Source organism: Pseudomonas artemisiae (assembly GCF_057128685.1).
Genome location: NZ_JBSKHS010000021.1, coordinates 54,921 through 67,394 on the forward strand (window position 1 = coordinate 54,921; position 12,474 = coordinate 67,394).

Here is a 12,474-nt window from a genome sequence, read left to right on the forward strand (position 1 = left end):
GGCGCATCAGCTCCAGGAATCACGCAGGGTCACGGTACGGTTGAACACCGGCTTGCCCGGCTGGGTGTCTTTCAGGTCCGCGCAGAAGTACCCCTCGCGCTCGAACTGGAAACGATCCTCAGGCTGGGCTTGGGCCAGGGAAGGCTCGGCCCGGCAGCCGGTGAGCACCTGTAGGGAGCCAGGGTTGATGTTGTCCAGGAAGCTGCCGCCCTCTTCGGATTTCTCTGGGTTGGCGGAACGGAACAGCCGGTCATACAGGCGGACCTCGCACTCCACGCTCGCCTCGGCCGGCACCCAGTGGATCACCCCCTTAACCTTGCGGCCTTCGGGGTTCTTGCCCAGGGTGTCCGGGTCATAGGAGCAGCGCAGCTCCACGATGTTGCCCTCGGCATCCTTGATGGCTTCATCGGCGCGGATCACGTATGCCCCGCGCAAGCGCACTTCACCACCGGGCTCCAAGCGCTTGTAGCCCTTGGGCGGGTTTTCCATGAAGTCATCCTGGTCGATGAACAGCTCCCGCGCGAACGGCAGCTGACGCACGCCCATGTCTTCCTTGGGGTGACGGGCCAGTTCCAACACCTGCTGCTGGCCTTCGGGGTAGTTGGTGATCACCACCTTCAGCGGGCGCAGCACGCACATGGCCCGTGGCGCGCCGCGGTCGAGGTCTTCACGGATGCTGAACTCCAGCATGCCCATGTCCACCACGCCATCGGAACGGTTGGTGCCGATCATTTCGCAGAAGTTACGGATTGCCCGAGGGGTGTAGCCGCGGCGACGGTAGCCTTGCAGCGTGGACATGCGCGGGTCGTCCCAGCCGCGGACATGCTGCTCGTCCACCAGTTGCTTGAGCTTGCGCTTGCTGGTGATGGTGTAGTTCAGGTTCAGCCGGGAGAACTCGTACTGGCGCGGCTTGCTCGGTACCGACAGGTTCTCCAGGAACCACTCGTACAGCGGGCGGTGGCCTTCGAACTCCAGGGTGCAGATCGAATGGGTGATGCCTTCGAGGGCATCCGACTGGCCATGGGTGAAGTCGTAGTTGGGGTAGATGCACCAGGCGTCGCCAGTTTGGTGGTGATGGGCATGGCGGATGCGATAGAGGATCGGGTCGCGCAGGTTCATGTTAGGCGAGGCCATGTCGATCTTGGCCCTCAGTACCCGCTCGCCGTCCTTGAATTCGCCGGCCTTCATGCGGGCGAACAGGTCCAGGTTCTCTTCCACCGAGCGGTCGCGGAACGGGCTGTTCTTGCCCGGCTCGGTCAGGCTGCCACGGTATTCACGGGCTTGCTCGGGGGTGAGGTCGTCCACGTAGGCTTTGCCGGCCTTGATCAGTTCTACCGCCCAGGCATGCAACTGGTCAAAGTAATGGGAGGCGTAACGCACCTCGCCAGCCCACTCGAAGCCCAGCCATTTCACATCCGCCATGATGGCGTCGATGTACTCTTGGTCTTCCTTGGCCGGGTTGGTGTCGTCGAACCGCAGGTGACAGCTGCCTCCGAATTCCTTGGCCAGGCCGAAGTTCACGCAGATGGATTTGGCGTGGCCAATGTGCAGGTAACCATTGGGCTCGGGCGGGAAGCGCGTGACGACGGTGGCATGCTTGCCGGCATCGAGGTCGGCCTGCATGATCGGCCGCAGGAAGTTGGTCGGCACCACGGGGTCGGCCTTGGCGGCGGCGTTCGAAGCGTTATCGGCGGTAGGCACGGCGGTAGGCTTGGTCATGGAGTCCTTCAATACGGTATAGGCCAGCGTGTTCTGCAACGAATAGGTTCATGCAGAGCCTAAAACTAGGCCATGTATAACAAAGCCCGTATCATAGCCGAAGCTGTCAACCCACTGACAGGCCGCTGCCGTAAAACCGTGGCGCCATGTAAATTTCGACCAGAGTGAATTGTTATGTCCAAAGTCAAACTGACGACCAACCACGGCGACATCGTGCTGCAACTCAACACAGACAAAGCCCCAGGCACCGTTGCCAACTTTATTGAATATGTGAATGCTGGCCATTACAGCAACACCGTGTTTCACCGCGTGATCGGCAACTTCATGATCCAGGGCGGCGGCTTTGAACCAGGCATGAAGGAAAAAACCGACAAGCGCGCCCCTATCAAAAACGAAGCCAACAACGGCCTGCCTAACAAGAAGTACAGCGTCGCCATGGCCCGTACCATGGACCCTCACTCGGCCTCCGCCCAGTTCTTCATCAATGTGGCTGACAACAGCTTCCTCAACCACACCGCGCCCACCCAGCAGGGTTGGGGCTACGCCGTGTTCGGTGAAGTGATCGAAGGCCAGGACGTAGTCGACAAGATCAAGGCCGTGGCCACTGGCTCCAAGGGCGGCCACCAGGACGTGCCCAAGGATGACGTGATCATCGAAAACGCCGAGATCGTTGAGTGATACTGCTGATCTCCGATCTGCACCTGCAAGAAGAGCGCCCGGACATCACCCGGGCGTTTTTGCACTTCCTTGAAGGGCGGGCTCGCAATGCCCGCGCGTTGTACATCCTTGGGGACTTCTTCGAGGCCTGGATCGGCGACGACGCCATGTCGCCTTACCAGGCTCGGATGTGCAAGGCCCTGCGCCAGCTCAGCGACGGCGGCACCCAGGTCTTCCTGATGCACGGCAACCGGGACTTTCTCATCGGTGAGCAATTCTGCCATGCGGCGGGGTGCATCCTGCTGCCCGACCCTTGCGTGGTGGACCTTAGCGGCGAACAGGTGCTGTTGATGCATGGGGACCTGCTCTGCACCCGCGATCAGGGCTACCTGAAAATGCGGCGGGTACTGCGCAACCCGCTCACGCTCTGGTTACTGCGCCACTTGCCCGTGGGCTGGCGACAGCGACTGGCGCGCAAGCTGCGTAACGAAAGCCGTGCGCAAACGCGGATGAAGGCCAACGACATCGTGGATGTAACTCCCGACGAAATCCCACGGGTCATGGGCAGTGCCGGCGTGAGCACGCTAATCCATGGTCATACTCACCGCCCTGCCGTGCATAAATTGCAGGTGGGCAGGGCACCGGCGCGGCGTATTGTGCTGGGTGACTGGGACCGCCAGGGCTGGGTGCTGGAGTGGGACCGCGAGGGCGCGCGGCTGGAAGCCTTCGAACTGGCTTGAGCCCACCACGCCGCGCCTGTTCAGCGCGGTGCGGTCGCGCCACCTGCGTCTGCATCGCGGCCTTCGCCCACTTGCGGCAAGGGCAACCGCGCAGTGTCGGCCTGGGGCGTCAAGGTGATGTGATACGGCCCGAACAGCCGCGCCAGGGTACCATCGGCGTGCAACCGCGCCAGGTAACTGGCCAACTGGGCGCAAGTGATGGGCGCCTGGGGGCGCAGTAACGCGTAATGCTGGTACAGCTGGTCCGCGCGCGGGGAAACCACCAAGGCATCACGTAACTCGGGGTAACGCTCGTAGAAGCCCTTTAGGTATGAGCGCGTCACCAACGCCACGTCGGCACGGTTGCGGGCGACCATCAGCAGGTTGCTGTCATGGGAGTAGGTCAATGTCGCTCGGTAGTGGCTGGTAAGGTAGTCCGGTTCAGCGCGAAACCCTGCGAATGCATAGTGGTAACCGCTGTACAACGCCAGGCGCTTATCGGCCAGAGTATCGAAATAATGCTCGTCCTGGCCTTCAGCGTGCCGGCCCACGAACACTTCGGCGTCTTCGATGCCCAGTGCCACCGCGGTATGGGGCACATCCTGCCAGCCCCAGTTGGGATTTTCGAAAATCGCCATGTCCACCCGCCCCTGGCGCAGGTCTTGAAACCGGCGCGGCAGCGAAGTAGGCACCAGAATGAACGTGTAGCGGTTCTGAACATGATTGAGGGCCCCTAGCAGGCCTGGCAACAAGCCGCTGTTCACGCCGCTTTCGGGATGCACCATATAGGGCGGGAAATGCACCGCGGCCACGCGGACAACTTCTTGCGCAGAGCCTGAGTTAGCGGTGCACAGCGCTCCAAGCAGTGTCGCGAACCCCAAGGTGGTTCGCATAAGCTTGAATAACAAAGGCAAGGCTCCGTGGGTCGGTTCGTCATAAGCTAGGCGTTTTTATCCAAGCAGACAACTTTCAGGGTGGCCGCTGTACTACGTTGCCATGCACCGGCGGCTATAGGAAGCTACAACGCTCGGCTAAGCTCAAGCTTAAGCTCAAGGATGATCAACAAGGGGCATCTATGCCGAACTGGCTGGTAATAGACCTGGAAGCCACTACCGACGAGGGTGGCTGGCCGGTCGAAGAAATGGAAATCATTGAAATCGGCGCATGCCTGGTCAACCTTGACGGGCGCGAACTGGATCATTTCCAGCGGTTCGTGCGCCCACAGCGGCGGCCGTTGCTCACGCCCTTCTGCCGCCAACTCACCCACATAACTCAGGCCGACATTGACAGCGCCCAGGGCCTTGCCGGGGTGTGGGCGCGGTTCGAGCGGTGGCTGGCCCACCTAAGCGCGCCCCTGGCCGGCTGGGCAAGTTGGGGAGACTATGATCGCCAGCAGCTCGTATTGAGCTGGCGAGAATACGGCCTGGACAGTGCCCTGGCTGCCGTGCCCCATGTGAACCTCAAACAGCGCTTTGCCAAGGCTCGGCAGTTGCCACGGCCTACGGGGCTCAACAGCGCGTTGCAACTGGCTGGCCTGCAATTCCAGGGCTGTCAGCATCGAGCGTTGGAAGATGCCCGCAATACGGCTCGGCTGCTGCCATTGGCATTGCCCGAACAGTACAAAAGCGGGTGACGCACCCGCTCGGCCTTGGGCATACTGCCTTCCCGTTTTAGGCTAACCGCACGAGGAATCGCCCTATGTTCAAGGTCAACGAGTATTTCGACGGCACCGTTAAATCCATCGCCTTCGAAACCACCGAGGGCGCGGCCACTATTGGCGTAATGGCCCCTGGCGAGTATTCATTCGGCACCGCGCAGCGGGAAATCATGCATGTGGTATCTGGCGCCCTGAGCGTGCAGTTGCCCGGTGGCGAGGCCTGGGAAACCTTCGAGGCTGGCAGCCAGTTCCAGGTACCGGCCAACAGCAAGTTCCAGGTAAAAGCAGACAGCGAAACCGCCTACCTGTGCGAGTATCGCTAGCCGCGTTGGCCAATTCGCCAGCTTTGCTGGCTTCTACAGGAGGGTGGCGCCCAAGGCTCGCACATACTGGCGCAGCAGCGGCGCATCCCCCTCTATGAGCACCCTCAAGCCGTCGATTTCTCTGCGTTCGGGGTAGCCTTTGCGCAGGGCGTCGAACGCCGCCCGTTGCGTGGCAGGGGTGTTGCTTAGGCTACGGCGAAAATCCGCGTCGTCCCGGCGCGGGTCGTACACACCTCTACATAGCATGGCCAAGGCCCAGGCAGAGTCGGCACGCCCCTGCAGGTTCACCTGCGCCAGCCAGGGCGGAGGTAGCAGGCTAGCCAGGCTAATACCAGGTTCCAGACCGCGCCAGGCACAGAGCGCGTTATAGATGGCGGCGGTGCCCCGCTGGCGCCCTTCCAGGCTGTACCCGGCAATGTGAGGCGTGGCCAGGGTGCATAGGTCTGCCAGGGCCAGGTCCACGCTGGGCTCTTCTTCCCATACATCCAGCACCGCATGTAGATCGTCCCGAGCCAACAGCACCTGCTTGAGGGCCTGGTTGCCCACCACGGGGCCACGGGCGGCATTGATCAGCCAAGCCCCAGGGCGCAGGCGCGCCAGGCGCCCGTGGTCAAGCAGGTGCCAGGTAGGGTAAGCGCCCTCACGAGTCAGGGGCGTGTGCAGGCTGATCACATCGCATTGCTCGATGATGTCATCCAGGCTGTGATAATTACCGCCTTCGGCGGCGTATCGAGGCGGGTCGCAGACCAACACATCCCAGCCTAGGCCGCGCAGCACTGCCGCAAGCCTGCCGCCCACCTGCCCTGCCCCCACGATACCAAAGCGCCGGCCCGCCAAGGGTACGCCGTCCAGCTCAGCCAGGGTCATCAGGCTGCTTAGCACATAGTCCACCACGCCCCGCGCATTGCAGCCCGGCGCGCTGGCACAGTGTATGCCTTGGGCGTTGAGCCAGGGCAGGTCCAGGTGATCGGTGCCAATGGTGCAGGTACCCACGAAGCGTACCTTGCTGCCTTCGAGCAGCGCCGCGTTGACGGGCGTCACCGAGCGCACCAGCAGCACGTCCGCCTCTCGCACCGCCGCAGCGCTCAGGGTGCGCCCCGGCAAGCGCTCGATGCTGCCGAACCCGGCGAAGAACGCGTTCACCAGGGGTATGTTTTCATCAGCGACTATGCGCATGGGAAGCCTATGGGCGCTTAGTGCGCCTTCTTGCGAATCCAGTAAAGGAAGGTGCCGCCCTCGTGCTGCTGGCCAACCAGCTCATGCTCGAGAAAGGCGCAGAATTTCGGAATGTCCCGGCGGGTGGACGGGTCGGTGGCGATCACCTTGAGCAGCCCGCCAGCGGCCAGGTCGCGCACGTGTTGATGGAGCATCATCACCGGCTCCGGGCAGTTCAGGCCGGTGGCGTCAAGCACGGCGTCAACGGTCAAATGTTCAAGAGCATCAGGCATGGGTCACCTCGTAAAACCTAAGTGGCAGTGTGGCGCAGTAGCAGGGGCCGGTCATCACTTATCGAGCCGACGCAGGTGGCAGGTGACTTCTTCACGGTCGTGATACAGCTGCTTGCAGCCAATGGCCACCTTGATGCGCCGTGCCTCGAAACCTTGAGCGATGCGCTCGAGCAGACGTTTGACTTCCGCATAGCGCTGCTTCATAGGCAGCTTTAGGTTGACCACCGCTTCACGGCAATGCCCTTCGCCGAGCCAGGTTTCCAACAGGGCGGCGTTGCGCGCGGGCTTTTCTACGATATCGCACACCATCCAGTCCACCGGTGGCTTAGGCGCGTAGGTAAAACCATCGGCCATCAAGTGGCGCACCAGGCCGGTATCCATCAGGCTTTGAGCCATTGGGCCGTTGTCTACGGCGGTCACCAGCATGCCCCGGTTTACCAACTGCCAGGTCCAGCCGCCGGGCGCCGCGCCCAGGTCGACCGCGGTCATATCCCCGTGCAGGCGTTCGTCCCATTGGTCACGGGGAATGAAATGGTGCCAGGCCTCTTCGAGCTTAAGCGTTGAGCGGCTGGGCGCTTCCCGAGGGAATTTAAGCCGGGGAATGCCCATGGGCCACATGGCACTGTTGCGTGCTGGCGCCACCCCCAGGAACACTTCCCGGCCACTGATAAAGGTCAGTAGCAACCGCTCGCCCTCGCCCGCCGAGCGCAGTACACCGGCTTTCTCCAAGGCCTTTCGCAGCGGCGCTTCAAACTTGCGGCAGAAGGTCGATAGCTCTTTGCCATCATTGGTGTCCAGCACCTCCAGCCATAAACTGCTGGCCAGCGGATAGGCCTTCAGGGCATCGAGCAATACGCTTACCCGGTCGGTTTCTGGCAGGGCCACAAAGCGGCCCCGTGCCCACTGGCGAGCGAAAATCAGGTCGCGAAAGCGCAGCCCCGCCAGCAATTGCGCCGGGCCTTGGTCATCCATGCACACGAACTCGGCGCAGGCGCTGGCAGGCCGCGCCTTGGCATAACCAGGCACGCCCAGGCGCGCCGCATGCTCGCTGATTTCCGCACACACCTCACCCTCGAACCCTGGGCGGCAGTGAAGCAACAAGGTATTCATCGATACTCCGCAAGCCACCCCTATACGGTTGTCTAATGAAGAGACAGCGAGGTGGCGAAATAAACCGCTAATCATACCGGTTCTTGGAGCTGCAAGCTGCAAGCTGTAAGCCAAATCGCTGGGCGCCCTGCCCACACCGAACCGCGTTTACTGGTAGCTTGCAGCTTAAAGCTTGCAGCTCAAAGAAGGGGAACCCCAAGCGCGCGCTGAAAGTCCAGACTAGACAAACGTAGCCAACGGCCCGTGCCGCGCGGGCCTGTCCAGAGGACCTCTGCAATGCCCTCCCTCGACAGCCTGAATACCTTACAGACCCTGAAGGTCGGTGAGCGCCAATACCGTTATTTCAGCCTGCCAGCTGCTGCCGCTCAACTGGGCGACCTCCAGCGGCTCCCCATGTCGCTGAAGGTATTGCTGGAAAACTTGCTGCGCTGGGAGGACGGCACCACGGTGACTACCGCTGACGCGCAGGCCCTGGTGGGCTGGCTGACGGAGCGCCGCTCAGACCGGGAAATCCAATACCGCCCAGCACGGGTGTTGATGCAGGATTTCACCGGCGTACCGGCGGTGGTCGACCTGGCCGCCATGCGCGCTGCGGTGGCCGAGGCCGGGGGTGACCCTCAACGGATCAACCCGCTGTCTACGGTAGATCTGGTGATCGACCACTCGGTGATGGTAGACCGTTACGGCTCGGCCCAGGCGTTTGGCGAAAACGTTGATATCGAGATGGCGCGCAACGGCGAGCGCTATGCTTTCCTGCGCTGGGGCCAAAGCGCCTTCGACAATTTCAGCGTGGTGCCACCGGGCACCGGCATCTGCCATCAGGTGAACCTGGAGTACCTGGGCCGCACCGTATGGACCCGGGAGGAGGACGGCCACACCTATGCCTTCCCCGACACCTTGGTGGGCACAGACTCCCACACCACTATGATCAATGGCCTGGGCGTACTGGGTTGGGGCGTGGGCGGCATTGAGGCAGAAGCGGCCATGCTCGGCCAGCCGGTGTCCATGCTGATTCCAGAGGTGGTGGGCTTTAAGCTCACCGGCAAGTTGCGCGAGGGCATCACCGCCACCGACCTGGTGCTAACCGTTACCCAGATGTTGCGCAAGAATGGCGTGGTGGGCAAGTTCGTTGAATTCTACGGCGACGGCCTGGCAGAGCTGCCCCTGGCGGACCGGGCCACTATCGCCAATATGGCACCCGAGTACGGGGCTACCTGCGGGTTCTTCCCGGTGGATGACATCACCTTGGGCTACCTTCGCCTGTCGGGCCGCCCCGAGGAAACAGTGCAACTGGTAGAGGCCTACTGCAAAGCCCAAGGGTTGTGGCGCGAGCCTGGCCAGGAGCCTGTGTTCAGCGCCCAACTGGGGCTGGACATGGGCGAAGTTGAAGCCAGCGTGGCCGGCCCCAAACGCCCTCAAGACCGGGTTCCCCTGGGCCAGGTAAGCCAAGCATTCAATGACTTCATCGGCCTGCAGCTCAAACCAACGCCCAAGGAAGCCGGCCGCCTGGAAAGCGAAGGCGGCGGTGGCGTGGCGGTGGGCAATGCCGATCAAACCGGCGACGCCCAATACAGCGATGCTCACGGCAGCCATATCCTCAAGCACGGCGCTGTAGTTATCGCGGCCATTACCTCTTGCACCAATACCTCTAACCCCAGCGTGATGATGGCAGCGGGGTTGCTTGCGAAAAAGGCTGTAGAAAAGGGCCTGACCCGCAAGCCCTGGGTAAAAACCTCCCTGGCCCCTGGTTCGAAGGTGGTTACTGATTACTACAAAGCCGCAGGGCTGCTCACTTACCTGGAGCAATTGGGCTTTGACTTGGTGGGCTATGGTTGCACCACCTGTATTGGCAACTCCGGCCCGCTAGACGCGCCCATCGAGCAGGCCATCCAGAGCGGGGACCTGACCGTGGCATCGGTGCTGTCGGGCAACCGCAACTTCGAAGGCCGCGTGCACCCCTTGGTTAAAACCAACTGGTTGGCCTCGCCGCCTTTGGTGGTCGCCTATGCGTTGGCCGGTAACGTACGCATGGACGTGGTCAGCGGGCCGCTGGGCCAGGGGACAGACGGCCAGCCGGTGTACCTGCGTGATATCTGGCCTAGCCAGCAAGAGATTGCCGAGGCCGTGGCCAAGGTGCAGACCAACATGTTCCATAAGGAATACGCCGAGGTGTTCACCGGGGATGCCCACTGGCAGGCCATTGAGGTACCCCAAGCGGCCACGTATGTCTGGGATGAACAGTCCACCTATATTCAGCACCCACCGTTCTTCGAAGGCATCGCCGGCCCGCTGCCGGTCATCGAAGCTATAAAAGGCGCTTGCGCTCTGGCGATATTGGGGGATTCGGTCACCACCGATCACATCTCCCCTGCCGGCAATATCAAGGCTGACAGCCCGGCCGGGCGCTACCTGGGTGAAAAAGGCGTCGAGCCTAAGGACTTCAACTCCTACGGCTCCCGCCGGGGTAACCATGAAGTGATGATGCGCGGCACCTTCGCAAATATCCGCATACGTAACGAAATGCTAGGCGGCGAAGAAGGTGGCAACACCCTGCACATCCCTACGGGTGAAAAGCTGGCCATCTACGATGCCGCCATGCGCTACCAGGCCGCGGGTACGCCCTTGGTGATCATCGCTGGCGCCGAGTACGGCACAGGCTCCAGCCGCGATTGGGCGGCCAAGGGCACAAATTTGCTGGGAGTAAAGGCGGTAATCGCCGAAAGCTTCGAGCGTATCCACCGCTCCAACCTTGTGGGCATGGGCGTATTGCCGTTGCAGTTCCTGTCTGGGGTAACCCGCAAAACCTTGGAGCTTACCGGTAAAGAACGCTTCGACCTGCTTGGCTTGAGCGGCGCGTATATTGCCCCAGGGATGCACCTGACCCTAGGCATTACACGGGAAAGCGGTGAACAGCAGCAGATCGAAGTACTCTGCCGGATCGATACCTTGAACGAGGTGGAATACTTCAAGGCTGGGGGGATTCTGCATTATGTGTTGCGGCAGTTGATTGCCTAGGTCAAGGCAGGGATTTCCAGGAGGCGTCTTACTTACTAGGCCATTGCTCAATCTTCCAAGGGTCGAGATGGAGGAGCCTTGTTAATACATCAGCCAAGCAAGCAACCTTAACTAAGGTTTTCCCTGCCCCCGCCGACACCCTGCGAAAGGACTCAGCGGAACCCATTACCTCATGCGCAACAATCAGCCAGTTACCCAACGTGAACGTACCTTCCCTGCTCATCAGCGGTTGATCTCCACCACCGACACCAAGGGGATGATCACCTACTGCAACGATGCCTTCGTGGAGATCAGCGGGTACGAGCGTGGGGAGCTGTTGCGCGCGCCACATAACCTGGTGCGCCACCCGGATGTACCGGCCGCGGTGTTCGCCCATATGTGGGACACGCTCAAGCAAGGGCGGCCGTGGATGGGGGTAGTGAAAAACCGCTGCAAGAGCGGGGATTTCTATTGGGTCAATGCGTACGTGACCCCTGTGCTGGAAAACGGCCAGGTGGTGGGCTACGAATCGGTTCGAGTCAAGCCCACCGCCGAACAGATACACCGTGCCCAAGCACTGTATGGCCGCCTTAACGCTGGCAAGCCCGCCCTGCCGGCTACCGAGCGTTGGTTGCCGGTGCTACGGGATTGGCTGCCGTTCATTCTGGTAAGCCAGATCGGCTTTTTGATTGGCGTGTGGCTAGGCAGCGGTTGGGGCTTTGCGATCGCCGCGGCATTGTCGGTACCGCTGGGGCTGTTGGGGCTGAGCTGGCAACAGCGGGGGCTCAAGCGCCTGCTCAAGCTGGCGGAACAAACCACCTCCGACCCGCTGATCGCCCAGATGTATACCGACAGCCGTGGCGTGCAAGGCCAGCTGGAAATGTCCATGCTCAGCCAGGACGCACGCCTGAAAACCTGCCTGACCCGCCTGCAGGACACCGCCGAACAACTCAGCAGCCAGGCCCGCCAAGCCGATACCCTCGCCCATGAAAGCTCCGAGGGGCTGGACCGCCAGAAAGCTGAAACCGAACAGGTAGCCACAGCCGTGAACCAAATGGCCGCCACCACCGTGGAAGTAGCCAACCACGTACAGCGCACCGCGGATGCAACCCAACAGGCCAACCACCTCACCAGCCGGGGCCGTGGCATTGCTGGTGAAACCCGCGAAGCCATCGAGCGCCTGTCGGCTTGCGTCGGTGAAACCGGCCAGACCGTAACACGCCTGGCCAAGGACAGCGACGAGATCGGTGGCGTGGTGGATGTGATCAAAGGCATTGCCGATCAAACCAATCTGCTGGCGCTGAACGCGGCCATTGAAGCGGCCCGCGCGGGGGAAATGGGCCGAGGCTTTGCCGTGGTGGCCGACGAGGTTCGCCAACTGGCGCAACGCACGGCTGAATCCACCGGGCAGATTCACGGCTTGATCGCCAAGTTGCAGCACACTGCAAACGCCGCCGTACAAACCATGGAAGCTGGCCACCGCCAGGCTCAGGAGGGCGTAGCACGGGTACTGGAAGCGGACCAGGCGCTGATTGGCATCAGCGAGGCCGTGGCCAATATCACGGACATGACCACCCAAATCGCTGCCGCTACTGAAGAGCAAAGCGCGGTGGCCGAGGAAGTAAGCCGCAATATCTCTACCATCGCCCAGCTGGCCGACCAAACCTCTAGCAAGGCCCAAAGCAGCGCCCTGCTCAGCGAAGCCCTGACCCAAACAGCCAGCAGCCAGTACTCCTTGGTGGAGCGGTTCAACCGTTAAGGCATGGGCACTGAACTGCGCCCCAAATGTTGGACACCTATCCAACCTTATGGGGCGTTTTTCATGGGTAAGTACTCAAAAGACTTCA

The 12,474-nt window shown here is 61.6% G+C and carries 11 protein-coding genes; 6 read left to right on the forward strand and 5 right to left on the reverse strand.

The genetic code is table 11. The features are described 5' to 3' along the window. Positions 1-6: 6 nt before the first annotated feature. Complete coding sequence (locus ACWKV4_RS19090; RefSeq protein ID WP_483833676.1) at positions 7-1,719, reverse strand: glutamine--tRNA ligase/YqeY domain fusion protein; 1,713 nt, start codon at positions 1,717-1,719, stop codon at positions 7-9. 174 nt (positions 1,720-1,893) lie between these two features. On the opposite strand from ACWKV4_RS19090, the gene ACWKV4_RS19095 reads away from it, so the two are divergent. Together ACWKV4_RS19095 and lpxH are read left to right on the forward strand one after the other, a co-directional pair. Next, positions 1,894-2,397 (forward strand): peptidylprolyl isomerase, encoded by a 504-nt coding sequence (locus ACWKV4_RS19095; RefSeq protein WP_483833677.1) that lies wholly within the window; start codon positions 1,894-1,896, stop codon positions 2,395-2,397. Then, positions 2,394-3,116 (forward strand): UDP-2,3-diacylglucosamine diphosphatase, encoded by a 723-nt coding sequence (gene lpxH, locus ACWKV4_RS19100; RefSeq protein WP_483833678.1) that lies wholly within the window; start codon positions 2,394-2,396, stop codon positions 3,114-3,116. Before ACWKV4_RS19095 ends, lpxH begins: the two co-directional genes overlap by 4 nt. Before the next feature lie 20 nt (positions 3,117-3,136). On the opposite strand, the gene ACWKV4_RS19105 is transcribed toward lpxH, so the two are convergent. Then, positions 3,137-3,988 (reverse strand): substrate-binding periplasmic protein, encoded by an 852-nt coding sequence (locus tag ACWKV4_RS19105; RefSeq protein ID WP_483833688.1) that lies wholly within the window; start codon positions 3,986-3,988, stop codon positions 3,137-3,139. A 182-nt stretch (positions 3,989-4,170) separates the two neighbouring features. Here ACWKV4_RS19105 and ACWKV4_RS19110 point away from each other — a divergent pair, with 182 nt between their 5' ends. Both ACWKV4_RS19110 and ppnP read left to right on the forward strand, forming a co-directional pair. Further along, positions 4,171-4,728, forward strand: a complete 558-nt coding sequence (locus ACWKV4_RS19110) for a 3'-5' exonuclease (RefSeq protein WP_483833679.1) — start codon at positions 4,171-4,173, stop codon at positions 4,726-4,728. Between the two features lie 65 nt (positions 4,729-4,793). After that, positions 4,794-5,075: a pyrimidine/purine nucleoside phosphorylase gene (gene ppnP / locus ACWKV4_RS19115; RefSeq protein ID WP_483833680.1), complete on the forward strand. Its 282-nt coding sequence runs from the start codon at positions 4,794-4,796 to the stop codon at positions 5,073-5,075. Positions 5,076-5,108: 33 nt separating this feature from the next. Here the strand turns inward: ppnP and pdxB are convergent, their stop codons facing one another. From pdxB to rlmM, 3 genes are read right to left on the reverse strand one after another with little or no spacing between them, the layout of a single operon-like run. Further along, on the reverse strand, positions 5,109-6,251 hold the full coding sequence (gene pdxB / locus ACWKV4_RS19120; RefSeq protein WP_483833681.1) for a 4-phosphoerythronate dehydrogenase PdxB: 1,143 nt from the start codon (positions 6,249-6,251) through the stop codon (positions 5,109-5,111). A 17-nt stretch (positions 6,252-6,268) separates the two neighbouring features. Then, positions 6,269-6,523 (reverse strand): sulfurtransferase TusA, encoded by a 255-nt coding sequence (tusA, locus tag ACWKV4_RS19125; protein ID WP_483833682.1) that lies wholly within the window; start codon positions 6,521-6,523, stop codon positions 6,269-6,271. A 54-nt stretch (positions 6,524-6,577) separates the two neighbouring features. Further along, positions 6,578-7,633, reverse strand: a complete 1,056-nt coding sequence (gene rlmM, locus ACWKV4_RS19130; protein ID WP_483833683.1) for a 23S rRNA (cytidine(2498)-2'-O)-methyltransferase RlmM — start codon at positions 7,631-7,633, stop codon at positions 6,578-6,580. A 276-nt stretch (positions 7,634-7,909) separates the two neighbouring features. On the opposite strand from rlmM, the gene acnA reads away from it, so the two are divergent. Both acnA and ACWKV4_RS19140 read left to right on the forward strand, forming a co-directional pair. Then, positions 7,910-10,648 carry an aconitate hydratase AcnA gene (acnA, locus tag ACWKV4_RS19135; protein WP_483833684.1) on the forward strand — a complete coding sequence of 913 codons (2,739 nt, stop codon included), beginning with the start codon at positions 7,910-7,912 and terminating at the stop codon, positions 10,646-10,648. Positions 10,649-10,820: 172 nt separating this feature from the next. After that, positions 10,821-12,386 (forward strand): methyl-accepting chemotaxis protein, encoded by a 1,566-nt coding sequence (locus tag ACWKV4_RS19140; RefSeq protein WP_483833685.1) that lies wholly within the window; start codon positions 10,821-10,823, stop codon positions 12,384-12,386. Positions 12,387-12,474: the final 88 nt, after the last annotated feature.